At 64.2% G+C, this 26,461-nt stretch carries 27 protein-coding genes; 8 read left to right on the plus strand and 19 right to left on the minus strand.

What is annotated here, in order from left to right:
• The first annotated feature begins 21 nt into the window (after positions 1–21).
• The 3 genes from IPM80_03210 to IPM80_03220 all read left to right on the plus strand — a co-directional run bounded on the left by IPM80_03210 (position 22) and on the right by IPM80_03220 (position 2,874).
• Positions 22–759: a glucose 1-dehydrogenase gene (locus tag IPM80_03210; protein MBK8957445.1), complete on the plus strand. Its 738-nt coding sequence runs from the start codon at positions 22–24 to the stop codon at positions 757–759.
• A gap of 8 nt (positions 760–767) precedes the next feature.
• Positions 768–1,436: a DNA-3-methyladenine glycosylase I gene (locus tag IPM80_03215; GenBank protein MBK8957446.1), complete on the plus strand. Its 669-nt coding sequence runs from the start codon at positions 768–770 to the stop codon at positions 1,434–1,436.
• A 79-nt stretch (positions 1,437–1,515) separates the two neighbouring features.
• Positions 1,516–2,874, plus strand: a complete 1,359-nt coding sequence (locus IPM80_03220) for an acyl-CoA/acyl-ACP dehydrogenase (protein MBK8957447.1) — start codon at positions 1,516–1,518, stop codon at positions 2,872–2,874.
• Between the two features lie 187 nt (positions 2,875–3,061).
• Here the strand turns inward: IPM80_03220 and IPM80_03225 are convergent, their stop codons facing one another.
• Positions 3,062–3,637, minus strand: coding sequence for a TetR/AcrR family transcriptional regulator (locus IPM80_03225; GenBank protein ID MBK8957448.1), 576 nt, complete (start codon positions 3,635–3,637; stop codon positions 3,062–3,064).
• Positions 3,638–3,932: 295 nt separating this feature from the next.
• Here IPM80_03225 and IPM80_03230 point away from each other — a divergent pair, with 295 nt between their 5' ends.
• The 5 genes from IPM80_03230 (at position 3,933) to IPM80_03250 (ending at position 8,318) form a co-directional block, all read left to right on the plus strand.
• Complete coding sequence (locus IPM80_03230) at positions 3,933–4,697, plus strand: SDR family oxidoreductase (GenBank protein ID MBK8957449.1); 765 nt, start codon at positions 3,933–3,935, stop codon at positions 4,695–4,697.
• A 540-nt stretch (positions 4,698–5,237) separates the two neighbouring features.
• Positions 5,238–6,143 (plus strand): sulfite exporter TauE/SafE family protein, encoded by a 906-nt coding sequence (locus IPM80_03235; protein ID MBK8957450.1) that lies wholly within the window; start codon positions 5,238–5,240, stop codon positions 6,141–6,143.
• A 43-nt stretch (positions 6,144–6,186) separates the two neighbouring features.
• Positions 6,187–7,422 (plus strand): NAD(P)/FAD-dependent oxidoreductase, encoded by a 1,236-nt coding sequence (locus IPM80_03240; protein ID MBK8957451.1) that lies wholly within the window; start codon positions 6,187–6,189, stop codon positions 7,420–7,422.
• A 9-nt stretch (positions 7,423–7,431) separates the two neighbouring features.
• Positions 7,432–7,872: a YeeE/YedE family protein gene (locus IPM80_03245; GenBank protein ID MBK8957452.1), complete on the plus strand. Its 441-nt coding sequence runs from the start codon at positions 7,432–7,434 to the stop codon at positions 7,870–7,872.
• Positions 7,869–8,318, plus strand: a complete 450-nt coding sequence (locus tag IPM80_03250) for a YeeE/YedE family protein (protein ID MBK8957453.1) — start codon at positions 7,869–7,871, stop codon at positions 8,316–8,318. The genes IPM80_03245 and IPM80_03250 overlap by 4 nt, the downstream gene beginning before the upstream one ends.
• 12 nt (positions 8,319–8,330) lie before the next feature.
• Here IPM80_03250 and IPM80_03255 read toward each other — a convergent pair whose 3' ends face one another.
• From IPM80_03255 to plsX, 18 genes are all read right to left on the minus strand, one after another.
• Entirely contained in the window at positions 8,331–9,281 is a 951-nt protein-coding gene (locus tag IPM80_03255; protein ID MBK8957454.1) for a glutathione S-transferase family protein, read from the minus strand.
• Positions 9,282–9,311: 30 nt separating this feature from the next.
• On the minus strand, positions 9,312–10,376 hold the full coding sequence (locus tag IPM80_03260) for a hypothetical protein (protein MBK8957455.1): 1,065 nt from the start codon (positions 10,374–10,376) through the stop codon (positions 9,312–9,314).
• A gap of 84 nt (positions 10,377–10,460) precedes the next feature.
• Complete coding sequence (gene prpF / locus IPM80_03265) at positions 10,461–11,654, minus strand: 2-methylaconitate cis-trans isomerase PrpF (protein ID MBK8957456.1); 1,194 nt, start codon at positions 11,652–11,654, stop codon at positions 10,461–10,463.
• Positions 11,655–11,741: 87 nt separating this feature from the next.
• The gene (gene acnD / locus IPM80_03270; GenBank protein ID MBK8957457.1) at positions 11,742–14,336 is read right to left on the minus strand and encodes a Fe/S-dependent 2-methylisocitrate dehydratase AcnD; all 2,595 of its coding nucleotides are present in this window, start codon (positions 14,334–14,336) and stop codon (positions 11,742–11,744) included.
• A gap of 18 nt (positions 14,337–14,354) precedes the next feature.
• Positions 14,355–15,509 (minus strand): 2-methylcitrate synthase, encoded by a 1,155-nt coding sequence (prpC, locus tag IPM80_03275; protein MBK8957458.1) that lies wholly within the window; start codon positions 15,507–15,509, stop codon positions 14,355–14,357.
• A gap of 42 nt (positions 15,510–15,551) precedes the next feature.
• Positions 15,552–16,436, minus strand: coding sequence for a methylisocitrate lyase (prpB, locus tag IPM80_03280; GenBank protein ID MBK8957459.1), 885 nt, complete (start codon positions 16,434–16,436; stop codon positions 15,552–15,554).
• On the minus strand, positions 16,433–17,155 hold the full coding sequence (locus tag IPM80_03285; GenBank protein MBK8957460.1) for a GntR family transcriptional regulator: 723 nt from the start codon (positions 17,153–17,155) through the stop codon (positions 16,433–16,435). The genes prpB and IPM80_03285 overlap by 4 nt, the downstream gene beginning before the upstream one ends.
• A 47-nt stretch (positions 17,156–17,202) precedes the next feature.
• Entirely contained in the window at positions 17,203–17,997 is a 795-nt protein-coding gene (locus IPM80_03290; GenBank protein MBK8957461.1) for a TatD family hydrolase, read from the minus strand.
• Between the two features lie 59 nt (positions 17,998–18,056).
• On the minus strand, positions 18,057–18,413 hold the full coding sequence (locus tag IPM80_03295; protein ID MBK8957462.1) for a PilZ domain-containing protein: 357 nt from the start codon (positions 18,411–18,413) through the stop codon (positions 18,057–18,059).
• Positions 18,410–19,417 carry a DNA polymerase III subunit delta' gene (holB, locus tag IPM80_03300; GenBank protein MBK8957463.1) on the minus strand — a complete coding sequence of 336 codons (1,008 nt, stop codon included), beginning with the start codon at positions 19,415–19,417 and terminating at the stop codon, positions 18,410–18,412. Before holB ends, IPM80_03295 begins: the two co-directional genes overlap by 4 nt.
• The gene (locus tag IPM80_03305; GenBank protein MBK8957464.1) at positions 19,414–20,037 is read right to left on the minus strand and encodes a dTMP kinase; all 624 of its coding nucleotides are present in this window, start codon (positions 20,035–20,037) and stop codon (positions 19,414–19,416) included. Before IPM80_03305 ends, holB begins: the two co-directional genes overlap by 4 nt.
• On the minus strand, positions 20,034–21,047 hold the full coding sequence (gene mltG / locus IPM80_03310) for an endolytic transglycosylase MltG (protein ID MBK8957465.1): 1,014 nt from the start codon (positions 21,045–21,047) through the stop codon (positions 20,034–20,036). Before mltG ends, IPM80_03305 begins: the two co-directional genes overlap by 4 nt.
• Entirely contained in the window at positions 21,044–21,874 is an 831-nt protein-coding gene (gene pabC, locus IPM80_03315; protein ID MBK8957466.1) for an aminodeoxychorismate lyase, read from the minus strand. The genes mltG and pabC overlap by 4 nt, the downstream gene beginning before the upstream one ends.
• Positions 21,875–21,931: 57 nt before the next feature.
• Positions 21,932–23,140 carry a beta-ketoacyl-ACP synthase II gene (gene fabF / locus IPM80_03320; protein ID MBK8957467.1) on the minus strand — a complete coding sequence of 403 codons (1,209 nt, stop codon included), beginning with the start codon at positions 23,138–23,140 and terminating at the stop codon, positions 21,932–21,934.
• 115 nt (positions 23,141–23,255) lie between these two features.
• Entirely contained in the window at positions 23,256–23,495 is a 240-nt protein-coding gene (acpP, locus tag IPM80_03325) for an acyl carrier protein (GenBank protein ID MBK8957468.1), read from the minus strand.
• A gap of 196 nt (positions 23,496–23,691) precedes the next feature.
• Entirely contained in the window at positions 23,692–24,432 is a 741-nt protein-coding gene (gene fabG / locus IPM80_03330) for a 3-oxoacyl-ACP reductase FabG (GenBank protein ID MBK8957469.1), read from the minus strand.
• Positions 24,429–25,397, minus strand: a complete 969-nt coding sequence (fabD, locus tag IPM80_03335) for an ACP S-malonyltransferase (GenBank protein ID MBK8957470.1) — start codon at positions 25,395–25,397, stop codon at positions 24,429–24,431. The genes fabG and fabD overlap by 4 nt, the downstream gene beginning before the upstream one ends.
• Positions 25,394–26,416 carry a phosphate acyltransferase PlsX gene (gene plsX, locus IPM80_03340; protein MBK8957471.1) on the minus strand — a complete coding sequence of 341 codons (1,023 nt, stop codon included), beginning with the start codon at positions 26,414–26,416 and terminating at the stop codon, positions 25,394–25,396. Before plsX ends, fabD begins: the two co-directional genes overlap by 4 nt.
• Positions 26,417–26,461: the final 45 nt, after the last annotated feature.

Raw genomic sequence — 26,461 nt, forward strand, 5'->3', positions numbered from 1 at the left:
CGATTTTCTGGAGACAAGAACATGGCAAGACTGGCGGGCAAGGTCGCAATCATCACCGGTGGCGCGCGCGGCCAGGGCGCTGACGAGGCGCGACTGTTTCGCGCCGAGGGCGCCGAGGTGGTCATCACCGACGTACTGGAGAGCGAAGGACGGGCGCTGGCGGCCGACATCGGCGCGACCTTCATTGCCCACGACGTCACCAGCGCGGCGGGCTGGAAGAGCGTGGTCGACGCGACGCTCGCCGCGCACGGACATATCGACGTGCTGGTCAACAACGCCGGCATCTTCAAGCTCGGGCGCCTGCTCGACACCAGCGACGAGGATTTTGACCGCGTGCTGGCCGTCAACCAGAAGGGCGTGTTCCTGGGCATGAAAGCCGTGGCACCGGCCATGTGCGAAGCCAAGCGCGGCTCCATCGTCAACATTTCATCGCTGGCCGGCATGGAAGGCGTGGCGGGCGCGTTTGCCTATGCCACCTCGAAGTGGGCGGTGCGCGGCATGACCAAGGCGGCGGCCCAGGAACTGGGGCGTTTTGGCGTGCGCGTGAACTCCGTGCATCCGGGCTTCATCGACACCGTGATGCTGACCCAGACCCAGGCGGCGGTGGCCGGCAAGATGGACAAGGCATTGAAGCTCGTGCCCATGGGCCGCATGGCGACCGCGCTGGAAGTGGCGAACCTGGTGTTGTTCCTTGCCAGCGATGAGAGTTCCTATTGCACCAACGGTGAATTCACCGTCGACGGCGGCCTGCATCGCTGACGCGCGGCGTGCGCTCCTTCGCTGAGTTGCTCGAACGCGCGGCGCGACGCAAGGGCGGCGTGGCCGCGCTCGAGGCGCACATCCCCAAGCCGAAATCCGCGCGCGCCATTGCCGCCGTCACCGATGACCGCTGGCTGGCGGCGATGACGCAAGGCGTGTTCCAGGCCGGATTCGTGTGGCGGGTGGTGGAGCACAAGTGGCCGGGCTTCGAAGCGGCGCTGCATGGCTTCGACCCGCACGCCCTGGCCTACCTGTCCGACGAAGACATCGAGAAACTGCTGGCGGACACGCGCATCATCCGTCATCACGCCAAGCTGCTGGCAACCCGCGACAATGCGCAGTTCGTGCTGGACCTGGCCCAGGCGCACGGCAGTGCCGGCGCCTTTTTTGCGAGCTTCGGCCCGCGGCGATACGCAGAATTGCTGGAGGTCTTGAAGAAGCGCGGCGCACGCCTCGGAGGCATGACGGCCCAATACTTCCTGCGCCGCATGGGGCTGGAATCCTGGGTGCTGTCCACCGATGTGGTGCGGGTGCTGGTGGACGAAGGCGTGCTGCATCGACCGCCGTCGTCCAAGCGCGACATGCAGGCGGTGCAGGCGGCCTTCGATCATTGGTGCGAACAATCGGGCAAATCGCTGACCTACGTGAGCCGGGTGTTGGCGATGGGCATCGATTGAATGGCTCTGGGACTTAATGTGCGAATGAATTCGCACCTACAATCACGGCTTCGACCAAGCGCGTCCGGAGGATCAGTCAATGAGCGCACAACCTGCTGAGCGGTTGCAACACGTGGTGGGCGAGGGCTACCGCCTGCTCGAACCCGCGCAAAAATACACCCGCGCGTTTTGCACCGACGAAGAGATCACCATCGCCGAGACCATCCGTGCCTTCGTCAACAAGGAGCTGATGCCCTACCGTCATGACCTCGAAGGCGGTTGGCATCGCGACGAGAAGCTGGCCAAGGAAACCGTGCATCGCCTCTACGCCAAGCTCGTCGACCTGGGCGTGACGCGCACCAACCTTCCGGAAGCACATGGTGGCCTGGCTTACGCGCCGGTGGTGCGCCAGATGATCAACGAGGAGCTGTCGCGCGCCGACATCGGGCTCGCGACCAAGGTCGGCAAGATTCACTGGATAGTGTCGTGCATGGCCGCCGCCAAGCGCGATGACCTTTTGAAAGAGTTCGCGCCGCGCATCGTCGGCGAGGAATCGTGGACGGCCTGCGTGGCGATCACCGAGCCTCATGGCGGCGCCAACGTCGAAGACCCGGCGCAGGGCTTCCGCAGCCTCAAGGTCATGGCCAGGGAGGAGGGTGACGATTACGTCATCAACGGCCACAAGCTGTGGCCGGGGCCGGCCGGCTATGCCGATCGCTTCAAGACCCAACATCTCACCGGGCATCTCGGCTACTGGACCGTGGCGACCACCGATCCCAAGCTCGGGCCCGACGGCGTGGGCCTGTTCTACGTGCCGGCCGACGCGCCCGGTCTCGAGTTCTCCAATCCCTACCAGAAGATGGGCTTTTCCCACACCGAGTTGAATGCCGACCTCTGGTACAACGATGTTCGTATCCCCAAGCGCTACCGCGTGGATACCGAGCGCGGGCAGGGCGCAAATATCGTCAGCGGTTACATCATTGCCTTGGGCCGTCTGGCCGGCGCCGCGCGGCTGACCGGCCTGTGCGAGGCGGTGCTGGAAATCGTCCTCGAGTTCACCCGTAACCGCATCATCGAAGGCACGCCCATGCGTGAGCGTTCGCTGTTTGCCAACCACCTGGCCGAGATGTACCGCGCCATCGACATCGCGCGACAGTACTACCTGTCCGTCACCTGGCAGGTGACGCGGCCGGACATCTACGGTCCGCCGTGGAGCAAGGAAATGAAGGCCAAGTGTTCAGCCGCGCGTTCCTACGCCGGCGACACCGCTGAGCTGGTGTGCAATCGCGGCATGGAGCTGATGGGCTCGGCGGGCTATGCCTACGAGAGTCATCTCGAGAAATACATGCGCGATTACAAAATCGTGCAGATGTGGCTGGGCGGCGCGCAACGCGATCGCCTGGATATCGCCCAGGGCCTGTACGGGCCGTTCAAGTGGGCGGGGGCGGCGGAGGTCTGAGTTCTCGAAAACGCCGGCGGTCCCGGATGCAGGTGCGAATTCATTCGCACCTTGATGCACGGCCTTCGCGCCGCGCAACCTCACGCAATGTGCGATTGAAATCGCACCCACAGAGCGCATTGCGCTCGTGGGGCCGCGCTGCTACATTCCCGTACGCCTTCGTACGGTACGACGCCGTACGGTGACTTTACGCAAGGTTGCCTTGCGGTCTGCCGATCAGCAGACGAAAGCGGCGCTCGGCGAGTTCATCGCGTAGCTCCGCATCCATGGTCAGCGACGTGGTGTATTCGCCGACCTGGTAGAAGTACAGAGCCTGCGCGCGCAGCAGGGCTTCGGCCGGCTCGAAGTGAGCGGCCTTGAACAGCACGCACAGGTAATCGATGCGCCGACGATCGATCTCGGACACCGCCTCGGCGGCGTAGCGATCGAAGCGGGCAAACTCACGCATGGCGACATCGTGACGCGAGTCGTCGGTGTGGTGGGTGAAATCGATGACCGACTTGATGAGGTTGGGTGCGTCGGTGATGTGGGTGACGTCCAGGCGGGCGATGAAGGCCTTCTGGTTCTCACGCCACCAGTCGACCATCTGGTGCAGCAACTCGTCGCGGTTCTTGAAGTGCCAGTAGAAGCTGCCCTTGGTGACGGCCAGTTCGCGCGCCAGGATTTCGACCTTGACGCTGCTGATGCCATGGGAGAACAGCACATCGAGTGCTTTCTTGAGCCAGGCATCGCGATGCAAGGTGGGTTTCTGCGGTTTGGACATCGAGTGGTTTTGAGCGTCTGGTTCGTGGAGTCGCGGCATTCTACCCCGACTGCCAGGAGCCGGCGCAGGGTCCGCGGGGGAGGCGGGCCGGGACAGGTTTCCATCGGGACATGGATGTAGCCCTACGTTGCTTCCTCCCACACTGCCATGCGCGGCACCGGATGGTGCCGAGTGCATGATGGCAACACCTTGTCAGGGCCGGGAAGGCCCTTTTTTTTGCGCGCGCGGCCGGGCTTTGTGGCGCCACGCGTGGGCCACTGCGAGAATGTCCGACCGAAAATCCAAGGGGAGAACCATGAGCAAAGACTTGTTTGATTTGAGCGGCAAGGTCGCCTTGATCACCGGCGGCAGCCGCGGCCTCGGGCGCCAGATGGCGCTGGCCTTCGCTGAGCGCGGCGCCGACATCGCGGTGGTCAGCCGCAAGCTCGATCAATGCCAGGCGGTGGCCGCGGAAATCGAGGCGCTGGGACGACGCGCCTTGGCGTATTCATGCCACGTCGGGCGTTGGGACGATCTCGCGACCATGGTCGATGCCGTCTATGCACACTTCGGCAAGGTCGACGTGCTGGTCAACAACGCAGGCTTGTCGCCCCTGTATCCGTCGCTGGACCAGGTGACGGAAGACCTCTTCGACAAAGTCATCGCCATCAACCTCAAGGGCCCGTTCCGGCTCATGGGACTGATCGCGCCGCGCATGCAGGCGGCGGGCAGCGGCACCATCATCAACATCTCCAGCACCGCCGCCATGCGGCCCGTGCCGGGCTCCCAGCCTTACGGCGCCGCCAAGGCTGGCCTCAATTGCATCACGGGCGCGTTCGCGCATGCCTATGGGCCCGAGGTACGAGTCAACAGCATCATGGCCGGCCCGTTCCTGACCGACATTTCCAAGGCCTGGGACATGGAGAGTTTCGAAAAACGCGCACAGCGCATGGCCTTGAAGCGCGGCGGCCAGCCCGAGGAAATCGTCGGCGCGGCCTTGTATTTCGCGAGCGGCGCATCGAGTTTCACGACCGGCGCAGTGCTGCCGGTGGAAGGCGGTTGGCTGGGCGGTGACGACTGACGGGGCGCATTGCAGTGTGCGGAGCGAAGGGATGAAGGGATTCATCCTTTGGGCGCGCTGATCGTGAGGACGGACTGGAGCGATCAGTTTGTATATTTGACATAATATACATTATGTGAACTTTGAGAGACTCGAAAGGACAGTGGGGTTCGGCGTTGGACCGCGTGAGCTTTCGGCATGGCGCAGGCGTTGCCGGCACCATCCTTGGGTCTTTTGCATAGGACGGATCGCGGTCGACTTGCACGGCCATGGCGAGCCTCGCGCGCATGGTCGAATCTTGGCGGAAGCTTTTAAAGCTGCTGCGAGTATCAGTGGATCAACCACAAGAAGCGCCGCAGCTCGAGTGCCGGTGTCCGCGGTCGAGTCCTACGGCAAGTTCATGACGGCGACATCCCGCATAGTGGCGCGAACAGGCACGCGCCTCGCGCGGCGCTCGTCGACATTGGCCATCCATAGGGGACTCTTTTTATAACAATAAAATCTTAGGTTATTCGATAAAGCCATATATCCTTGGCGACAGTTCCATCAAATACGAAGGCCATGCTTTCACTTGCCGCCATCGAGATCATCGCAGCCGGTCTGGCCATAGGCGTTTTGCTGGGGCTGACTGGTGGCGGTGGCTCGATCTTGACCGTGCCGCTGTTGGTCTATGTCGTGGGCCTCGAGGCCAAGGTCGCGATCGTGACGTCCATGTTGATCGTCGGAGTCACGTCGCTGGCCGCACTGCTGTCCCATTCCCGCGCTGGTCGGGTGGTTTGGCGCACCGGGGCGATTTTCGGCGCGGCGGGCATGGCCGGCGCCTACGTCGGTGGCGCTGTCGCGCAACACTTGGCCGACGCCCTGTTGCTGCTGTTATTTGCCGGCGTGATGGTCGGCAGCGGGCTGGCGATGTTGCGCAGAAGCTGTGGCAAGCATGCCTGCGCTGAAACGGGCTCGCCCCCTGAGCGCCGTATCCAACGCGTACTCGCCGATGGTTTCGGCGTCGGCATGGTAACCGGCCTGGTCGGCGCCGGCGGCGGCTTCCTGGTGGTGCCTGCCCTGGCCCTGCTCGGAGGATTGCCGATGCACTCCGCGATTGGCACTTCATTACTGGTGATCGTCATGAACTGCGGCGCCGGCATCGCGAGCTACGCGCTGACTTCCGACGTCGCCCTGGACGTTGATTCCGCGGCCATCATCAGTGTGCTCAGCATCGCGGGCACGGTGCTGGGCACGCGTCTCGCGCGCCGCGTGTCCGGCGCACAACTGCAGCGCGGCTTCGGCGTCTTCGTGTTGCTGGTCGCGGCTATACTGGTTTGCATCGAAGGCAGCGGCCTGCTGGCGCGGGCGTTTGCTGTCGATCGAATCATCGCCGGCGCCGGGATCCTCAGTGTGGGAGCCGTGTTCCTGATACCGCCGGTGGCCAAAATGTTACGTAATGGCGTCGCCGCTCAACCACTGCACTGACAGGAAGACTGCAGTCTCAACGCGCGGCCGGCCGGAGAGCATCATGCAAAACAACAAGACGCGTATCGTGGTGGTTGGAGGGGGAACAGGTGGTATGGCCGCGGTGTCAGCCCTGGACCAGTTGCCCGGTCGCGACAAGCTCGACATCACCTTGCTCGAACCTTCCGAGTACCACTATTACCAGCCGCAGTGGACGATGGTGGGCGCCGGGCTGTTCCCGCGCGAAGTCACGCGCCGGCCGCTGGCGGAACTGGTGCCGGATGGCATCAACTGGCTCAACGAAGGCTGCGCGGAGTTCGTGCCGCACGACAACCACCTGCTGACAACCTCGGGCAAGCGCGTCGATTACGACTACCTGATCGTGGCCACTGGCCTCAAGCTCGACTGGGACAAGATTGACGGTCTGAAGGGCAATCTCGGCAAGCACGGCATTTGCAGCAACTACAGCTACGACAGCGTGCCGTCGACTTGGGAGAACATTCGCAACCTGAAACGCGGTGTGGCCATGTTCACCTTCCCGCCGCCCCCGATCAAATGCGCCGGTGCGCCGCAAAAGATCATGTATCTCGCCGAGGATCATTTCCGTCGCAGCGGCGTGCGCAACCAGGTGACGGTGTCTTACCGCTGCGCGGGCGACACGATTTTCGCGGTCAAGAAGTATGCCGCCGCCCTTAACGAGATCTGCGCCAAGCGCGACATCGACGCTCAGTTCGCGTGGAAGCTGACAGCCGTCGACGCGGTGGCCCACGAAGCGAGTTTCGAGCACACCAAGAACGGCGAAACCCGCAGCGAAAAATACGACATGCTGCACATCACACCGCCGATGAGCGCGCCGCTGGTGGTCAGTGGCAGCCCACTGGCCAACAGTGCCGGCTTCGTCGATGTCGACAAGGGCACGCTGCAGCACACCCGTTATCCGAACGTGTTCAGCCTCGGTGATTCGAGCAGTTGCCCGACGTCCAAGACCGCTGCCGCCGTGCGGGCGCAGCTGCCGGTGCTGGTCTTCAACCTGGTGGCGACCATGAGCGGCCGTGAACTGGGCGAGAAATATGACGGCTACACGTCCTGTCCGCTGGTCACGGGCTACGGCAGGCTGATCCTGGCCGAGTTCGATTACGACCTGAACCCGCAGGAGACTTTTCCCTTCGACCAGGGCAAGGAGCGTCTCAGCATGTACCTGCTGAAGAAGCACATCCTGCCTTACATCTACTGGAAGGGCCTCGTCGCCGGTCGCAAGTGGCCGTGGCTGATGCCGGAATCCCATCTGAAAGCGTTTTGAGAGGTTGACATGATTGAGCCCGGAAGCATTCCCGCCGCCCTCGCCGGCGGCGCCGTGATAGGACTCGCCGCCGCGCTGATGCTGGCCGTGAATGGACGCATCCTGGGCGTCAGCGGCATTGCCGCGGGCATGATCGCGGCGGGCACCCCTACTACGGAACGCGCCCTGCGCGCGGTCTTTTTGCTGGGGATGCTGGCCGGCGGGCTCGCCATCGGCCGGGTGTTTCCCCAGGCCCTGCCCGGCGCGCTGACCAGCAATCACCTGCTGCTGGTGGTGGCCGGCCTGGCGGTCGGATTCGGCACGCGGCTCGGCGGCGGTTGCACCAGTGGCCACGGCGTGTGCGGTATGGCGCGCTTATCGCCTCGCTCGCTGGTGGCGACCGGCGTGTTCATGGCGGCGGGCTTCGCCACGGTTTTCGTCATTCGTCACGTACTGGGAGGCTTGTCATGAGATTCTTGAGCTTCTTCTTGTTGGGTGCCCTGTTCGCGATTGGTCTCGGGCTGTCGGGCATGACCCAGCCGACCAAGGTGGTCGGCTTCCTCGACCTCTTCGGTGCCTGGGATCCCGCTTTGATGTTCGTCATGGGCGGCGCAGTGATAGTGAACTTCGTCGGCTATCGACTGGCGGTCGGGCGTCCCCATCCCCTCCTCGCCGCGCGCTTCGATATTCCTTCGCGCCGCGACATCGACTGGCAGTTGCTGGTTGGCGCCAGCTTGTTCGGCGCGGGCTGGGGCCTGGCGGGATTCTGTCCCGGTCCGGCACTCGTGGCCTTGGCCAGCGGCTCGGCCGACGTGATGGTGTTCGTCGGCGCGATGTTCGCGGGCTTTGTGCTGAAAGACCTGTTGGTCAAACCCGCGGGCTCCAATGTACCCGCCGGTCTCACCGCCAGCCGCTGAAACATCCGCGCTTCAGAACGGCGTCGAGGGGCCGCGCGGAATGATGCCGGTCGGGTTGATGGTCTTGTGGCTCGCGAAGTAATGGCCCTTGATATGTTCGAGGTTCACCGTGTCGGCGATGCCGGGCGTTTCGTACAGGCGCATCATCAAGGCATGTAAGCGCGGGTAGTCACGAATACGCTTCAAATTGCATTTGAAGTGATAGTGGTAGACGGCATCGAAGCGAATGAGCGTGGTGAACAATCGCCAGTCGGCTTCGGTGAGCGTGTCACCGCACAGGTGGCGACGGTCTGTCAGGCGCTCTTCCAGCCAGTCCAGGGTGGCGAACAAGTTCACCACTGCTTCGTCATAGGCCTCCTGGCTGGTGGCGAAGCCCGCACGGTACACGCCGTTGTTCACCGTCTCGTACACCCGCGCGTTGACTGCATCGATGTCGGCGCGTAATGCCGCCGGGTAGTAGTCCCCGGCCAGCGCGCCGCACGCATCGAACGCCGAGTTCAGCATGCGGATGATTTCGGAAGACTCGTTGTTGACGATGACGCCGCGGTGTTTGTCCCATAGCACCGGGATGGTCACGCGCCCCGAGTAATCGGGCTGCGCCGCGGTATAGACCTGGTGCAGAAAGCGCGCGTGATGTATCGGATCGGCGACGACGCCGTCGCCAGGCGCGAAAGTCCAGCCGTGCTCGGCCATGTACCAATGCACGACCGATATCGAGATGTGCTGGGTAAGGCCCTTCAGATGACGAAAGACCAGCGTGCGATGCGCCCACGGGCACGCGAGTCCGACGTAGAGATGATAACGCCCCCGCTCCGCCTTGAAGTCGCCCTCGCCGGTCGGCCCGGGCGCGCCATCGCGGGTAATCCAGTGGCGAAACTGCGCTTCACTGCGAATGAAGCGCCCTCCGCTGGCGCTGGTGTCGTACCACTGGTCATGCCAGGTGCCGTCGACCAGCAAACCCATGGCAATACTCTCCGTACGTGAGACCGGCTCTCAGTATCGCGCACGGCGCATGGCGCCGGCCAGCAGTGCCACGCCACCAAGCAGCAGTGACAATGAACCCGGCAGCGGCACGGTCAGCGGCGACAGCCAGTCGATGCCGCCTTGGCTGGTGAAGGTGACGTCATTCAAGGCATTGCCGTTGGCATCCCGGAAGTCGAACAGGCCGCCGAAGCTGAAGGTATTGTTGAACGAGGAGTTCGCGGACAAACGTGCAGGGTCGTTGGCGGGGAACGGTGTGCCGGTGAGTTCGACCACGGCCTGCATGGTGATCACGATGAGGTGACTGCGGCCGTTTTGCAGGGGAATACGGCTGCTGCCCAACGGATCGCCCTCCGCCGGGTGCAGGCTATTGTTGAATTGGACCATTTCCCCACCGTGCTCGCTGGTAATGGTCTTGATGAAGGACTTGCTGAATTTCTCGTCGAGTGTGTCGTTGGCGAGTATTTCGTAGACTCCGAACTCCAGTTGGATCTCGGACAGGCTCGCGCCTTCACCGGCGACGATGGCGGGCGTGAACAGGCTGCCGTCGAATTTCGACGGGCGCAGGGCGCCGGTGACAAAATTGGCCTCGCCGAGTGCGGCAAGCATGCCGGACACGCTCAGCACATCCACGACATCCCGCAGCTCTGCGCGGACCGCGGCCTTGCCCAAACGGCGAGTCGACACCGGCGGCGGGCTGCGTTCATCCCACGGCGATTCCTCGGCGACGATTTCCACGCCCACACCGACGGAGCGTGTGGGGATGTCGATATGGCCATCGACCTGGAATTCGAAACTGGTGGTCAGTGGCCCGACGCCGGCCACGAAGGCCCTGGGCTCGTCGAGCGTAATGGAGTTGACTGCCGGCGTGGTGAGCAGCGAGCCGCTGTCCTGGGCGACGACGGCGCCGGAGGCATGCTCCTGAGCGCTCCAGTCCCAGGTGATCGTGCCGTCGGCGAAGGCCGCCGGGCTCAGGAGCGTGGCGGCAAGGGCTAGCGCCCACCAGCGGCGACGATTGCTCAACATGATTTCCTTCCCTGATATTTCTTTTCGTTGAACGGAATCTATCAGGGGCACGAAGGGCGGCTGGCCCTTCGTAGTGAGCACCCTGTCACAGAATCCCAACCGCTCGCGAGCCGCGGCTGCGCCAGCGGAGTTCGCCTAGAACGCGTCGCCCGGCACTCGCACGCAACCCTCCATCAGCACCCGCGCGCTGCGGCTCATGATGGCCTTGGTGACGGTCCACTCGCCATGGCTTTGCGTCGCCTCGGCGCCGACCCGCAAGGTGCCCGAGGGGTGACCGAAACGCACCTGGTTGCGCTCTTTGCCACCGGCCGCGAGGTTGACCAGCGTGCCGGGGATCGCGGCGGCGGTACCGATGGCGACCGCTGCCGTGCCCATCATGGCGTGATGCAGCTTGCCCATCGACAAGGCGCGCACCAGCAGGTCCACGTCGGCGGCGTTGACCGGCTTGCCGCTCGACGAGACGTAGTCCTTGGGCTTGGACACGAACGCGATCTTCGGCGTGTGCTGACGCTTGGCCGCCTCGGCGACGTCCTTGATCAAGCCCATGCGCAATGCGCCGTAGGCGCGCATGGTCTCGAACATGGCGAGCGCCTTGGCATCGCCGTTGATGGCGTCCTGCAGCTCGGTGCCGGTATAGCCGATGGCCTCGGCCTCGACGAATACCGTCGGGATGCCGGCATTGATCATGGTGGCTTTGAAGGTACCGACACCCGGCACTTCGAGTTCGTCGACGAGGTTGCCGGTCGGGAACATCGCGCCACCGCCCTCACCTTCGCCCTCGTCCGCCGGGTCGATGAATTCGAGCTGCACTTCGGCGGCCGGGAAGGTCACGCCATCGAGTTCGAAGTCGCCGGTTTCCTGCACTTCGCCGTTGCACATCGGCACGTGGCCGATGATGGTCTTGGAAATATTGGCCTGCCAGATGCGCACCGTGCAGATGCCGTCACGCGGAATGCGTGCCGCATCGACCAGGCCATTACTGATGGCGAAGGCGCCGACCGCCGCGGAAAGATTGCCGCAGTTGCCGCTCCAGTCGACGAAGGCCTTGTCGATCGAGACCTGGCCGAAAAGATAGTCGACGTCGTGGTCGGGCTTGGCGCTCTTGGCCAGGATCACGGTCTTGCTGGTGCTGGAAGTGGCACCGCCCATGCCGTCTATCTGCTTGCCGTAGGGATCGGGACTGCCAATCACGCGCAGCAGCAGCTTGTCGCGCGCTTCACCCGGCTGCTGGCAGCGCTCGGGCAGATCCTGCAGGCGAAAGAACACGCCTTTGCTGGTGCCGCCACGCATGTAGGTCGCGGGGATCTTTACCTGGGGTACATGTGCCATGAAATCATTCTCCTGAAATGAAAGAGGCGGTGCGTTGCCGTACCGCCTCCAGGCATGCATCACGCAGGACGCATGTGGGCCTCGTGGTCAGGCCTCCGTGTTGGAGGCCAGGAAGTCCTGCGCGAAGCGCTGCAAGACACCGCCCGCTTCGTACACCGATACCTCTTCCGCCGTGTCGAGACGACAGGTCACCGGCACGCGCACGGTCTCACCGTTGTTGCGATGGATGACCAGGGTCAGATCGGCGCGCGGCGTGCGCGCACCTTCGACGTCGTAGGTTTCGGTGCCATCGAGGTTCAAGGTCTTGCGGTTGACGCCCGCCTTGAACTCGAGCGGCAGCACGCCCATGCCGATGAGGTTGGTGCGATGGATGCGCTCGAAGCCCTCGGCGACGATGGTTTCGACGCCGGCCAGACGCACACCCTTGGCCGCCCAGTCACGCGAACTGCCCTGGCCGTAGTCGGCGCCGGCAATGATGATCAAGGGCTGCTTGCGATTCATGTAGGTCTCGATGGCCTCCCACATGCGCATGACCTTGCCGTCCGGTTCGACGCGCGCAAGCGAGCCTTTCTTGACCTTGCCATCGACTATCGCCATTTCGTTGACCAACTGCGGGTTGGCGAAGGTCGCGCGCTGCGCGGTCAGGTGATCGCCGCGATGGGTGGCGTAGGAATTGAAGTCCTCCTCCGGCAGGCCCATTTTCGCGAGGTATTCACCGGCAGCGCTGTCCAGCAGGATGGCGTTGGACGGCGACAGGTGATCGGTCGTGATGTTGTCCGGCAGCAGCGCCAGCGGACGCATGCCCTTCAGCGTGCGCTCGCCCGCCAGGGCACCCTCCCAGTAGGGCGGACGCCGGATGTAGGTGCTGGGCGCGCGCCAGTCATAGAGCGGCTTGACCTTCTCCGCGGCGCCACCCTTGTCTTCGAACATCGGGATGTAGACCTTGCGGAACTGCTCGGGCGTCACGCTCTTCGCGACCAGCGCATCGACCTCGGCGTCGGACGGCCACAGGTCCTTCAGCGTGATCGGTTTGCCGTTGGCGTCGGTGCCGAAGGCATCTTTCTCGATGTCGAAGCGAATGGTGCCGGCCAGCGCATAGGCCACCACCAGCGGCGGCGAGGCGAGGAACGCTTGCTTGGCATAGGGATGGATACGGCCATCGAAATTACGGTTGCCCGACAGCACCGCCGTGGCATACAGATCGCGGTCGATGATCTCCTGCTGGATTTTCGGATCGAGCGCACCCGACATGCCATTGCAGGTGGTGCAGGCAAAGGCCACGATGCCGAAGCCTAGCTTCTCGAGTTCGGCTTTCAAGCCCGCCTCTTCGAGATACAGCGCGACGGTCTTTGATCCCGGCGCCAGCGAGCTCTTGACCCACGGCTTGCGCACGAGGCCGAGGCGGTTGGCGTTACGCGCCAACAGGCCCGCCGCGATCACGTTACGCGGGTTGGATGTGTTGGTGCAGCTCGTGATGGCGGCAATGATGACAGCGCCATCGGGCATCTGGCCGGGCTTCTCTTGCCATTGACCGGCGATACCCTTGCTCGCGAGCTCGGTGACCGACACGCGCGCATGGGGATTGCTCGGCCCCGCCATGGTACGCACCACGGTCGAGAGATCGAAGCTCAAGGAGCGTTCATAGACCGCGCCCTTCAGGCTGTCGGACCACAGCCCTGCTTCCTTCGCATAGGTCTCGACCAGCTTGACCTGCTCGGCGGCGCGGCCGGTCAAGGTCAGGTAATCGAGCGTCTGCTGATCGATGGAGAACATTGCCGCGGTGGCGCCGTATTCGGGCGCCATGTTGGAGATGGTGGCGCGGTCGCCGAGCGACAGTGAAGCCGCGCCTGCGCCATGGAACTCGAGATAGGCGCCCACTACTTTCGACTTGCGCAGGAACTCGGTGAGCGACAGCACGAGATCGGTGGCAGTGATGCCTTCCTTGAGCTTGCCCGTCAGCTCGACGCCGATGATTTCCGGCAGGCGCATCCACGAGGCGCGACCGAGCATCACGTTCTCCGCTTCGAGGCCGCCGACACCGACCGCGATCACGCCCAGCGCATCGACGTGCGGGGTGTGACTGTCGGTGCCGACGCAGGTGTCGGGGAACGCCACGCCACCCTCCGCGTGGATCACCGGCGACATCTTCTCCAGGTTGATCTGGTGCATGATGCCGTTGCCGGCGGGAATGACCACCATGTTGTCGAAGGCGCGCTTGGTCCAGTCGATGAAGTGGAATCTGTCCTCGTTGCGCCGGTCTTCGATGGCGCGGTTCTTCTCGAACGCCTGGGGATCGAAACCGCCGCATTCGACGGCCAGCGAATGGTCGACAATCAACTGCACCGGCACCACCGGGTTGACCTTGGCCGGGTCACCGCCCTGGTCGGCAATGGCGTCACGCAGACCGGCGAGATCGACCAGCGCGGTCTGGCCGAGAATGTCGTGGCACACGACGCGCGCCGGGAACCACGGAAAGTCGCGCTCGCGCTTGACCTCGATGATCTGCGCCAGGCAGTCGTTGATGATGGCCGGGTCGGCGCGTCGCACGATGTTCTCGGCGTGCACGCGCGCGGTGTAGGGCAATTTGTCCCAGGCGCCAGGCTTGATGGCATTGACCGCGGCACGCGCATCGAAGTAATCGAGGCTCGTGCCGGGCAATGGCTTGCGGTATTGCGAGTTCATGATACTCAGTCGCTCTCGTTACTTGCGGTCCTTGAGGGCCACGAACTTCTGGTCTTCCGGACCGTTGTAGTTGGCACTCGGACGGATGATCTTGCCGTCGATGCGCTGCTCGATGACGTGCGCCGACCAGCCGGAGGTGCGCGCAATCACGAACAGCGGCGTGAACATCGCGGTCGGCACGCCCATCATGTGGTAGCTGACGGCGCTGAACCAGTCGAGGTTCGGGAACATTTTCTTGATTTCCCACATCACGCTTTCAAGACGCTCGGCGATGTCGTACATCTTCATGTTGTTCTCTTCCGCCGACAGCTTGCGCGCGACTTCCTTGATGATCTTGTTGCGCGGATCGGCGATGGTGTAGACCGGATGGCCGAAGCCGATCACGACTTCCTTCTTCTCGACGCGGGCGCGGATATCGGCTTCCGCCTCGTCGGGATTGTCGTAGCGCTTCTGGATCTCGAAGGCGACTTCGTTGGCGCCGCCATGCTTGGGCCCGCGCAGCGCGCCGATGCCGCCGCAAATGGCCGAGAACATGTCCGAACCGGTGCCGGCCACCACGCGCGAGGTGAAGGTCGAGGCGTTGAATTCGTGCTCGGCATAGAGGATCAGCGAGGTATGCATGGCGCGCACCCAGCTCGCGCGCGGCTTCGCGCCGTGCAGCAGGTGCAGGAAATGACCGCCGATGGAGTCGTCGTCGGTCTCGACATCGATGCGCTTGCCGTTGTGGCTGTAGTGGTACCAGTACAGCAGCATGGAACCGAGCGAGGCCATCAGCTTGTCGGCGATGTCACGCGCGCCAGGATGGTTGTGGTCGTCCTTCTCGGGCGACAGGCAACCCAACACCGACACGCCGGTACGCATCACGTCCATCGGGTGCGCATAGGGCGGCAGCTCCTCGAGCGCGGCCTTCAAGGCCGCCGGCAGGCCACGCAGGGCTTTCAGCTTGGCCTTGTAACCGGCGAGTTCGGCGACGTTCGGCAGTTTGCCGTGCACCAAGAGGTGCGCGATTTCCTCGAATTCGCAGGTGGTGGCGATGTCGAGGATGTCGAAGCCGCGGTAGTGCAGATCATTGCCGCTGCGGCCGACGGTGCACAGCGCCGTGTTGCCGGCGGCGGTACCGGACAGGGCCACCGACTTCTTGGGTTTCGGCAGGGTGCTCGGGGTATCGGACATGGGGGATCTCCTCTTTGATTCTTGGTGGTGCGACGCTGGCCGTCACTTGCTCTTCTGGAACAGCTCGTCGAGCTTGTCTTCGTAGGCGTGGTAGCCCAGGAAGTCATACAGCTCGGCACGGGTCTGCATGGTATCGATGACGTTCTTCTGCGTGCCGTCCTTGCGGATGGCCTGCATGACATTCAAGGCCGCCTTCTGCATGGCGCGGGTCGGCGACAGCGGGTAGAGCACCATGGCGATGCCCTGCGCGCCGAGTTCCTCGCGGGTGTAGTAAGGCGTGGTGCCGAACTCGGTGATGTTGGCCAGTACCGGCACTTTGACCTGGTCGCACACGGTCTTGTACATGGTGATGTCGGTCATGGCCTCGGCGAAGATCGCGTCGGCGCCGGCTTCGACGAAGGCGCAGGCGCGATCGATCACACCCTGCAAACCCTCCACCTGCAGCGCGTCGGTGCGCGCCATCAAGACGAAATCTGCGTCGGTCTTGGCATCCACCGCGGCTTTCACGCGGTCGACCATTTCGTCCTTGGATACCACTTCCTTGCCGGGACGGTGGCCGCAGCGCTTCTGCGCGACCTGGTCTTCGATGTGCGCGGCGGCGGCGCCGGCCGCGATCATCTGCTTGACGGTACGCGCGATATTGAACGCGCCGCCCCAGCCGGTATCGATGTCGACCAAGAGCGGCGTCTCGACCTGGGTGGTGATGCGACGCACGTCGGTCAGCACGTCGTCCAGCGAGGTCATGCCGAGATCGGGCAGGCCGTAGGAGTAATTGGCGACGCCCGCGCCCGACAGGTAGATGGCGCGATAGCCGGTGCGCTTGGCCATCATCGCCGCGTAGGCGTTGACGGTGCCGATGATCTGCAACGGGCGTTCTTCACGCAGGGCAAGGCGGAAACGGCCGCCGGCGGTCAGTGACTGCGTCATGGATTCTCCTTCAGGTGTTTCTCGATGTTGTGGCGCGCCGAGCTGATGTGACGGCGCATGAGCATTTCCGCGAGATCCCCATCGCGCGCTTCGATGGCTTCGACGATGCGCTGATGTTCGGCCAGGGCCTTTTGCGGCCGGTTGGCGTAGGCGCTGAACTGGTAGCGGTACATGCGAATGCGGTGATAGAGCTCGCCGATCAAAAGCTCGGTCAAGGCGGCATTGTGGCTGCCGTGGATGACCCGGTAGTGGAAATCAAAATCGCCTTCCTGCTGGAAGTAGGCGGTATCGGCCTTCAGGGCTTCGTCCTGCTCGTGGGCGGCCAGCAGGTCCTTCAAGCCACCGATCTCTTCCGCGCTCATGTTGAGCGCGGCGAGACGCGCGGCCATGCCTTCCAGCGCCTCGCGCAGGTAATAGAGCTCGATGAGCGCGGCATGATCGAGCGACGCGATGCGGATGCCGACATGCGGCGTTCGTTCCACCAGGCGGCGCGATTCCAGGCGGCGCAGCGCTTCGCGCAGCGGGCCGCGACTGGTGTGGAAGCGCTCGGCGAGTTCGGTCTCCCCGACCCGCGAGCCCGGCGCGATGTCACCGCGCACGATGGCATCCTGCAAGGCCTCGAACACACGGTCGGCCGAGGTGCGTAAGGCTCTGTCGTCTTCGAGCGCAGGGTTGTACACGGGTATTGTCGACAATGTCGCCGGATAAAACCGGACCATAGCCGTGTCTTGGCCTAACGGTCAACCCTTATTGTCGACAATCTAGCCTAGGGTTGAGCGTACTTATCGGGCGGTAACCGGATCAGCCGGTGGAAGTTGTCGGTGGTGGCGGCCGCGAACGCGAGCGGTGACTCGCCGCGCAGGGTGGCGAGAAACTCTGCCGTGTGGCGCACATAGGCCGGCTCGTTTTGCTTGCCACGCTTGGGCACCGGCGCAAGCCACGGCGCATCGGTCTCGACCAGCACTCGCTCCAGCGGCACCTGCCGCGCGACCGTCTGCAGGGCCGTGGCGGTCTTGAAGGTGACGATGCCGGAAAGGGAAATGTAAAAGCCGAGATCCATGGCGGCGCTCGCGGTGTCCCAATCGTCGACAAAGCAGTGCATGACGCCGCCCACCTCCTCCGCCTGCTCTTCGCGCAGCACACGGATGACATCGGCAGCCGCCTCGCGGCAGTGGATGATGAGAGGCTTGGCGACCTCGCGCGCAGCACGGATGTGGCGACGGAAGCGCTCGCGCTGCCATTCGAGGTCGCCTTCGCTGCGAAAGTAATCGAGGCCGGTCTCGCCGATGGCGACCACGTAATCCTGGCCGCCCTCCGTCACCAGTTCCTCGAGGGTCGGTTCGCGCACCGGGGTGTCGGTATTCGGATGCACGCCGACCGAGCACGAGATCTCGCGGTAGGTCCGCGCCAGCTCGCGCACCCCGGGATAGGACTCGAGATCGACCGATACGCACAGCATGTGGCCGACGCCGGCCGCCGCGGCGCGCTCCAGGATGCCTTCAAAGCCGGCTTCCCCGCCCTCGATCAAGGGCAGGTGACAATGGGAATCGACAAGTTGCATGGCGCGGGTCCGGACAATGCTGGCAGCGTGGGAAGCGCGGCGACAGCCACCGCGCGCGCTTACATGGTGTGGGTCTGGCGGTCGGACTTCAAGGCGCCGGCCAGCTGGGTCTCAATCTTGTTACGGGTCGCGCCGTTGTCCAATTCGCTGAACTGCACGCCGATGCCGGCGGTCTTGCCGCCTTGCGCGCCGCGCGGGGTGATCCACACCACCCGACCAGCCACCGGCAGCTTCTCCTTGCTGTCGGTCAAGGTCAGCAACATGAACACTTCGTCGCCTATCTTGTAGACCTTGTTGGTGGGGATGAACAAGCCGCCGTTCTTCACGAACGGCATGTAGGCGGCATACAGCGAGCTCTTGTCACGTATGGTCAGGGACAGGATGCCCTGGCGCGGGTTCTTGCCGACGGCGCTCATGACGCGTTCTCCAACTGCATGCTTTTCATCCACGCTTGCCACAGGTTTTCGATCACTTCGGCGCCGCGCACGCCGCTCGAACGCAGCACCATCGCGCGACTCGCACCCACCAGATCGACATAGGACAACAGGCTGTCGAAGTGTAATTTATCTGAGATTTCCTGCAACTGGCGTTGACTGTTGGCGGACAGCCGCAACTGCGGCGGCAGGTGTCCGGCGCGCATCTGGGCCGCTGCCTGCAGGCTGAGTTCGAGGGTGTCGAGGTAGCGCCGGATGTCGACATCGGCGAAGCTCCGCGCCACCTCCAATGCGTTGCCGCGCCCGTCGAGATGGGTGCGCAGCGCGGCGATGACATCGTTCATGAGCTGCGGGCGGGCCGAGTCGAGCTGCGCCAGCACTTCGAGCGGCGCGCCGCACAGGGTCAGCGCGTCCAAGGCCGGCGCCTTGTCGCGATTCGCCAGCTGCGCGCGCAGCCACTGTTCGCGCACCTCCCACTCCGGCAGCGCGAAATTGAGGCGCTGGCAACGGCTGTGAATGGTGGCCGGCAGCAGCGCCGGGCGGCTCGCCACCAGCAACAGCAAGGCGCTGGCGGGCGGCTCTTCGAGGATCTTGAGCAGCGCGTTGGCGGCGGCGTTGTTCATGGTATCGGCCGGGTAGACGATGCCGATCTTGCGCCCGTGGTAGTGGGCTTTGAGCGTGAAGAACTCGATCAGCTCGCGCACCTGGTCGATGACGATCGACTTGCGCTCCTCTTCCAGCGTCAGGAGTTTCAGATCCGGATGGTTCCCACTGGCGGTCAACAGGCAACCCCGGCATTCGCCGCAGGCCTGGCCGTCGGGCGGGCGGCGTTCGCACAACAGTCCGCGCGCGAAGTGGTCGGCGAAGGCGAACTTGCCCAAGCCTTCGCGTCCGCACAGCAGGTAGGCGTGGCCGAGCGCGTCGCGCGCCGCGCGATCGATGAGATCCGCCCACGCCGCGGCCAGCCATGGATACGGCGCGCTCATGGCAACCGTTCCGACAGCTGTCGGCGAATGTCGCGATGGACCTGGTCCATGGCCTGGCTTGCATCGATGACGGCGAAGCGCCGCGGTTCTTGCGCGGCGCGCGCGAGGTAGGCCGCGCGCACGCGCTCGAAGAACTGCACTTTCTCGCTTTCGAAGCGATCGGCGGCGCTGCGCGCGCGGGCACGACCCAAGCCCACTTCCGGTGGCGCATCGAGCAGGATGGTCAAGTTCGGCGCGAGATCGCCGTGCACGAGGCGCGCGGCGCTGTCGATGTGCGCCGTCGACAGACCCCGTCCGCCGCCCTGGTAGGCATAGGTGGCATCGGTGAAGCGATCGCAGACCACGGTCTCCCCGCGTGCCAGGGCCGGACGGATGAGCTGTTCGAGGTGCTGCGCGCGCGCCGCGAACATCAGCAACAGCTCCGCCAGCGGCGCGATCGGCACTTCGTTGTGTTCCAGCACCAGCGCGCGTACCCGCTCGCCGAGCTCGGTGCCGCCGGGCTCGCGCGTCAATGTGACCGGGCGGCCCTGGTCGCGCAGCCACGCGGCGACACAGGCGACCGCGCTGGTCTTGCCGACGCCCTCGATGCCTTCCAGGGTAATGAATGCGGCGCCGGTCATCGATTGCCTCGCAGTTGGAAACGCCGCACGGCATCGTCGTGTTCGGACAGGCTGGCGGAAAATTGGTGACTGCCGTCACCACGAGCGACGAAGTACAGGGCATTGCCGCCTGCCGGCGTGACGGCGGCGTCGAGCGCGGCGGCGCCGGGCAGCGCGATGGGCGTCGGCGGCAGCCCTTTGCGAGTGTAGGTGTTGTACGGCGTGTCGCGTTCCAGGTCGGCGCGCCGGATGTTGCCGGCGTAATTCTCGCCCATGCCGTAGATGACGGTCGGATCGGTCTGCAGCTTCATGCCGTTCTTGAGGCGACGCACGAACACGCCGGCGATGGCGGGCCGTTCCTCGGGCCGCGCGGTTTCCTTTTCGACGATGGAGGCCATGATCAGGATGTCATACGGCGTCTTGTAGGGCAGCGCCGTATCGCGACGTTGCCAGGCGGCGTCCAGCTCCTTGCGCATGCGGGCGTGGGCGCGCTTGAGCAAGGCCAGGTCCGTGGTTTCGGCCTTGAAGTGATAGGTCGACGGAAAGAACCAACCCTCGGCTGACTCACCGGCCAGTCCCACGGCGGCCATGATGTCGGCGTCATCGCGCGCTGCGAGGCTGTGCACCACGTAGGGATGAGCGTCGAGCACGCGACGCATGTCGGCGAAACGCGAGCCCTCGACGAAGGTGATGGCGAAGGTCTTGGTGCGGCCCTTGATCATTTTTTCCAGCAAGGACGACGGCGTGTCGGTCGGCAGCACTTCATAGGTGCCGGCCTGCAAGGCGCCGGCCACGCCAGCCCACCGTACCCGCCATTGAAAATAGCCGCGGCTCGACACCAGCCCCGCGCTCTCGAGGCGGGTCGCCACCTGGTTCAAATCGGCTCCGCTCGGTACCGTGAACAGCAGCGCATGATTGACCGCGACGCGTGTGCGCATCGCCTTGCGACTGGCGTTGTCGAATGCCGCGATTGCGACCGCGAGCACTACGATCGCGGCCAGCGACACGAGAAGTGCGCGGCGCAAAGTCATGGCACCACTCCTGCGACGCGCAGGCTTGCGCCAAGCCGCGCGACCGTGCCGGCCGTGGCAAGGCTGAGGCGCGCGTCGTCGTGATCGATGCGTTCCACGGCGCGCAGCCCCATCACCGAATTACACAGGAACATTTGCATCGATGCGTCAAGCTGCTCGAGCCGTAGATCGGTCACGCAGGGGTTCAAGCCGTGCGCCGGCGCGATGTCGAGCACCGCCTCGCGCACCACGCCGGCGATACCGCAACGGGACAGGTCCGGGGTCAGCAAGCTGTCGCCCTGCACCACGAACACATTGCTGCGTATGCCCTCGATGACGCGATCGTCGATGTCCAGCATCAGTCCTTCGAAATATTCCGGCGCCGGCCACTCGGCGCTCGCCAATACCTGCTCGAGACGGTTGAGATGCTTGATGCCGGCGAGCCGTGGCTGGTGCCCAAGTCGCTGGCGGCAAACCCATACGCTGACGGGCCGCGCGACGTCCGCCTCGAGGTCGCCAGGCCATGCCTGCAGGCTGACGATGCGGCGCGGACGAGCCTCGGCGGGTGGACGGTAACCGCGCCCGCCGCTGCCGCGGGTCACGACTATCTTGATGACCGCCTCGCTGTGCGAAGCCAGCAACGCAAGCGCTTCGTGGCGCAACAGTGCGGGCTCGGGCGGCGGTAAGGACAGCGCCACGCAGCCACGAGCGAGGCGCGCCATGTGCGCGTCCCACGCCAGCAGCCGGCCGTCGCGCACGGCCACGGTCTCGAACAGGCCGTCGCCGTAGGCGAGACCGCGATCGAGAAGCAGTGAACTGTCGCAAGGTTGTCCGTCAAGCAGCATCATGGCGGCGTGCCCGGGTGGGCGACGCGTGTGGCTGACGTCACACGCGCCATGACAGCGTCAGAACTGGCGGAACACCAGCGTGCCGTTGGTGCCACCGAAGCCGAACGAGTTGGAAAGCGCCACCTTGATCTTCATCGGACGCGCCACGTTCGGCACGTAGTCGAGGTCGCACTCCGGATCGGGCGTGGTGAGATTGATGGTGGGCGGCGCCACCTGGTCGCGGATCGCGAGGATGGAGAACACCGCTTCGGCGCCGCCGGCCGCACCCAGCATGTGCCCGACCATGGACTTGGTCGAACTCATGGCGAGCTTGTAGGCGTGTTCCTTGAATACGCGTTTGACCGCTTCGGTCTCGGCCTTGTCACCGGCCGGCGTCGACGTGCCATGGGCGTTGATGTAGTCGATGTCTTCCGGATTGAGCTTGGCATCGGCCAGCGCCAACTCCATGCAATCGGCCGCGCCTTCGCCGTTCGGCGACGGGGCGGTCATGTGGTAGGCATCGCTGTTCATGCCGAAACCGACCAGCTCGGCATAGATGCGCGCGCCGCGCTTCTGCGCATGCTCGAGCGACTCCAGAACCAGCACGCCGGCGCCGTCGGCGAGCACGAAACCGTCACGCTCGGCATCCCACGGACGGCTGGCCGCCGTCGGGTCGTCGTTGCGCGTCGACAGCGCCTTGGCCGAAGCGAAGCCGCCGATACCGGTCGGACAAGTGGCGAACTCCGCGCCGCCGGCGATGATGATGTCCTGCTCACCGCGCTCGATGGTGCGGGCAGCCAGACCGATGCAATGCGCGCCGGTCGAACACGCCGACACGATGGCGTAATTCGGTCCCTTGAAGCCGTATTTGATCGAGAGATTGCCGGACACCATGTTGATGATGTTGCTCGGCACGAAGAACGGCGAAATGCGCCGCGGGCCGCCATCGAGAAAGGACTGGTAGCCTTTCTCGATGCCCGGCAGGCCGCCGATACCGGAGCCGATGATGGTGCCGATGCGCTTGGCGTTGGCTTCCGTGACCACCACGCCGGCGTCTTCAATCGCCTGGATGGCGGCCGCCAACCCGTAATGGATGAACGGGTCCATCTTGCGCGCTTCCTTGGCGGGAATGAACTGCGTGATGTCGAAATTCTTGATTTCGCCCGCAATCCTTGCGGAAAACCCGGACGCGTCAAACGACACGATCGGCGCAATGCCGCTCACCCCGTTCTTCGTGTTTTGCCACGACGACTCGACCGTGTTGCCATTGGGCGCAACCAGTCCCATGCCTGTAACCACCACCCGCTGCGCCAACTTGACTGTACCTCTTGCCGGGATCTAGAAATGGAAAAGGCCGCGTTCTGGAACCGAATCGCGGCCTTATCGCAAATGCTTGTGGGTATTATGAATCCAGATGATCGTTGATGTAATTGATGGCCTGCTGAACGGTCGTGATCTTTTCAGCTTCTTCATCAGGAATTTCAGTCTTGAATTCCTCTTCGAGCGCCATTACCAGTTCGACCGTGTCAAGCGAGTCCGCACCCAAATCATCGACAAATGATGCTTCGTTAGTGACCTCTTCTTCTTTGACCCCTAATTGCTCGACGACGATCTTCTTGACACGTTCTTCAACGCTACTCATCGCTTGAAGTTCCTCCCAATGATGGTGCCGCCTTGATTGCGGCGCATGCTAGTTTAGTGAAAACCGACCAAACTGCAAGAAAACTTTAATGGTTTGCTTGCAGTAACCCTTTGAAATCAACTTTAAAAACTTCACAGACCCGTATCGCCGGGCACGCGCTGTCGAGGCTCCTCGGGGAACCGCGGCGACGATTATGTCAGGCCATGTACATCCCGCCATTGACGTGGATCGTCTCGCCGGTGATATAGCCCGCCAGCGGCGAAGCCAGGAACGCGACCACCGCCGCCACCTCCTCCGCCGAGCCCATGCGTCCCATCGGGATCTGGCCCAGGGCGGCGTCGCGCTGCTGCTGGGTCAGCTTGCGCGTCATGTCGGTGTCGATGAGTCCCGGCGCGACCGCGTTGACCGTGATGTTGCGGCTCGCCACTTCGAGCGCCATCGATTTTGTAAAGCCGACCACGCCGGCCTTGGCCGCCGCGTAGTTGGCCTGGCCGGCATTGCCGGCGGCGCCGATCACCGAGGTGATGTTGATGATGCGGCCGAAGCGCGCCTTCAGCATGGTGCGCACGCAACGTCGGCTCAAGGAGAACACCGCGCTCAGGTTGGCGGCGATGACCGCGTCCCATTCGTCGTCTTTCATGCGCAACAACAGGTTGTCGCGGGTGATGCCGGCATTGTTGACGAGAACGTCTGGCGCCAGGCCGCGCTCGTCCATCTGCGCGAAGAAGGCGTCGATGGAGGCGCGATCGAGTACGTCGAGCGTGAGGCTTGCACGCAGCGCGCCACTCGCGCCGAACGCGGCCTCGATGGCATTCGTACCGGCTTGCGAGGTGGCCGTGCCGACCAGTTCGAAGCCGTCCTTCACCAGCTGTTGCGCGATGGCGAGACCGATGCCGCGGCTGGCACCGGTGACGAGAGCGAGACGTTTGGCGGTCATACCAGTTCGTTCCGAGCGAGGGCGATGAAATCACGCAGGCCGGCCGGCTCGTTCAAGGCCACGGTCTGCAGGTTCTTGTCGATACGCTTGATGAGCGGCGCCAGCACCTTGCCGGGGCCGCACTCCGCGACGTGCGTGACACCGGCGCGCGCGAACTGCTCGATGGTCTCAATCCAGCGCACCGGCGAGTAAAGCTGGCGGATCAGGGCATCGCGCATCGCGGCGGCCTCGCCGTGACTGGCGACGTCGACATTATGCAGCACGGTGATGCGAGGCGTCTCGAACTTGACCTCGGCCAGGCGCGCGGCAAAGGTTTCGGCGGCCGGCGACATCAGCGCGCAATGCGCGGGTACGCTGACCTGCAGTTTCATGGCGCGCTTGGCGCCCTTGGCACTGGCGATCGCGCAGGCCCGATCGACCGCCGCGCTGCTGCCGGCGATGACAATCTGGCCGGGGGCATTGAGATTCGCGCAGGCGCAAACGCCGCCCTCGGCCGCGGCTTCGGCACAGGCTGCCTGCAAGGGTTCAAGGTCTAGACCAAGGATGGCGGCCATCGCGCCTTCGCCCGGTGGCACCGCCTGCTGCATGAGGCGACCGCGTTCGGCGACCAGGCCGACGGCGGTGGCGAACTCGAGCGCGCCGGCACACACCAGGGCCGAGTACTCGCCGAAGCTGTGGCCGGCGATCACCGTGGGCAACGCGCCGCCTTCCTTCAGCCAGATATCCCAGGTCGCCACGCTCGCGGCAAGCAGCGCCGGTTGAGTGTTCTGGGTGCGATTGAGTTCGTCCTCGGGCCCGTCGTTGACGAGCTTGAACAGGTCGAAGCCCAGCACCTCGCTGGCCGCTTCATAGCGCGCCTTCACTTCGCCGAATTCGCCGGCGAGCGCGGCGACCATGCCCACGCTCTGCGAACCCTGGCCGGGGAAGGCGAAAGCGAGTCGGGATGAGGTCTGGGTCTGGCTCATGTGGCTTCGTTACCGGCAAGCATTTCTTCGAGAAGATGGCTGATGCGCTCCGGCACCGCCTTTTCGGTTTCGAGCACGGCGACGTCGATGGCATGGGCGAACGAAAGCGCGTCGGCGCTGCCGTGACTCTTGATGACGATGCCGCGCAGGCCGACCAGGCTCGCGCCGTTGTAGTTGCGCGGATCGGCACGGTCTTTCAGTGCCCTCAAGGCCGGCCGCGCCAGCAGGGCGCCGAGCTTGGACAGGAGGCCACGGGTGAATTCTTCCTTGGCGATGTCGCCCAGCATGCGCGCCACGCCTTCGCTGGCCTTCAAGGCCACGTTGCCGACGAAGCCGTCGCACACGATGACATCGACCTTGCCGGCGAAGATGTCGTCGCCCTCGACGAAGCCAACATAGTTGAGTGCGCTCTGTTCGAGCAGCACAGCGGTCTGCTTGACCCGGTCATTGCCCTTGATTTCTTCTTCGCCGATGTTGAGCAGGGCGACCGTCGGGTTCTGACGATTGTCGACCGCTTCGGCGAGCACCGCGCCCATCACCGCGAAGCGGAACAATTCCTCGGACGTCGAATCGACGTTGGCGCCGAGGTCGAGCACATGGGTCGATTTCAACTTGCCAGGCAAGGTCGCGCAGATCGCGGGGCGGTCGATGCCGGGCAGGGTCTTCAGCACGAAACGCGCGATGGCCATCAGCGCGCCGGTGTTGCCGGCGCTGACACAGGCCATGGCGCGTCCGTCCTTGACCTGGTCGATGGCCTTGCGCATCGACGACTCGCGCTTGCCGCGCAAGGCCGACGACGGCTTCTCGTGCATCTCCACCACCTGCGACGCGTGCTCGATGCTGACGCGGGCATGGCCGCCGAGACCGCTGGCGGTCAGGGCCCGCTCGAGGGTCGGTTCGTCGCCCACCAGCACCAGTTCCAGGTTGGCATGGCGGGCAAGCGCCTGCGCGGCCGCGGCCACGGTTACCACCGGGCCGTGATCGCCGCCCATGGCATCGATTGCGATGCGTATCGTCACTGGAGGACGTGAGTGTCTTTCAGATCGAGGATGGAATGGTGTGAG

The organism is Pseudomonadota bacterium, assembly GCA_016719885.1.
In the GTDB taxonomy this organism is placed as follows: Bacteria; Pseudomonadota; Gammaproteobacteria.

Coding starts and splice junctions, on each gene's coding strand:
- mltG (MBK8957465.1), bottom strand. CDS start 21,047: ATGACTTTGCGCCGCGCACTTCTCGTGTCGCTGGCCGCGATCGTAGTG.
- acnD (MBK8957457.1), bottom strand. CDS start 14,336: ATGAACTCGCAATACCGCAAGCCATTGCCCGGCACGAGCCTCGATTAC.
- IPM80_03305 (MBK8957464.1), bottom strand. CDS start 20,037: ATGACCGGCGCCGCATTCATTACCCTGGAAGGCATCGAGGGCGTCGGC.
- IPM80_03250 (MBK8957453.1), top strand. CDS start 7,869: ATGAGATTCTTGAGCTTCTTCTTGTTGGGTGCCCTGTTCGCGATTGGT.
- prpF (MBK8957456.1), bottom strand. CDS start 11,654: ATGGCACATGTACCCCAGGTAAAGATCCCCGCGACCTACATGCGTGGC.
- fabG (MBK8957469.1), bottom strand. CDS start 24,432: ATGACCGCCAAACGTCTCGCTCTCGTCACCGGTGCCAGCCGCGGCATC.
- IPM80_03210 (MBK8957445.1), top strand. CDS start 22: ATGGCAAGACTGGCGGGCAAGGTCGCAATCATCACCGGTGGCGCGCGC.
- IPM80_03225 (MBK8957448.1), bottom strand. CDS start 3,637: ATGTCCAAACCGCAGAAACCCACCTTGCATCGCGATGCCTGGCTCAAG.
- IPM80_03230 (MBK8957449.1), top strand. CDS start 3,933: ATGAGCAAAGACTTGTTTGATTTGAGCGGCAAGGTCGCCTTGATCACC.
- pabC (MBK8957466.1), bottom strand. CDS start 21,874: ATGATGCTGCTTGACGGACAACCTTGCGACAGTTCACTGCTTCTCGAT.
- IPM80_03240 (MBK8957451.1), top strand. CDS start 6,187: ATGCAAAACAACAAGACGCGTATCGTGGTGGTTGGAGGGGGAACAGGT.
- IPM80_03295 (MBK8957462.1), bottom strand. CDS start 18,413: ATGAGCGCCGTCGGCAAGAACCCGCGCCAGGGCATCCTGTCCCTGACC.
- IPM80_03290 (MBK8957461.1), bottom strand. CDS start 17,997: ATGCAACTTGTCGATTCCCATTGTCACCTGCCCTTGATCGAGGGCGGG.
- prpB (MBK8957459.1), bottom strand. CDS start 16,436: ATGACGCAGTCACTGACCGCCGGCGGCCGTTTCCGCCTTGCCCTGCGT.
- fabF (MBK8957467.1), bottom strand. CDS start 23,140: ATGGGACTGGTTGCGCCCAATGGCAACACGGTCGAGTCGTCGTGGCAA.
- holB (MBK8957463.1), bottom strand. CDS start 19,417: ATGAGCGCGCCGTATCCATGGCTGGCCGCGGCGTGGGCGGATCTCATC.
- acpP (MBK8957468.1), bottom strand. CDS start 23,495: ATGAGTAGCGTTGAAGAACGTGTCAAGAAGATCGTCGTCGAGCAATTA.
- prpC (MBK8957458.1), bottom strand. CDS start 15,509: ATGTCCGATACCCCGAGCACCCTGCCGAAACCCAAGAAGTCGGTGGCC.
- IPM80_03255 (MBK8957454.1), bottom strand. CDS start 9,281: ATGGGTTTGCTGGTCGACGGCACCTGGCATGACCAGTGGTACGACACC.
- IPM80_03220 (MBK8957447.1), top strand. CDS start 1,516: ATGAGCGCACAACCTGCTGAGCGGTTGCAACACGTGGTGGGCGAGGGC.
- fabD (MBK8957470.1), bottom strand. CDS start 25,397: ATGAGCCAGACCCAGACCTCATCCCGACTCGCTTTCGCCTTCCCCGGC.
- IPM80_03285 (MBK8957460.1), bottom strand. CDS start 17,155: ATGGTCCGGTTTTATCCGGCGACATTGTCGACAATACCCGTGTACAAC.
- IPM80_03235 (MBK8957450.1), top strand. CDS start 5,238: ATGCTTTCACTTGCCGCCATCGAGATCATCGCAGCCGGTCTGGCCATA.
- IPM80_03245 (MBK8957452.1), top strand. CDS start 7,432: ATGATTGAGCCCGGAAGCATTCCCGCCGCCCTCGCCGGCGGCGCCGTG.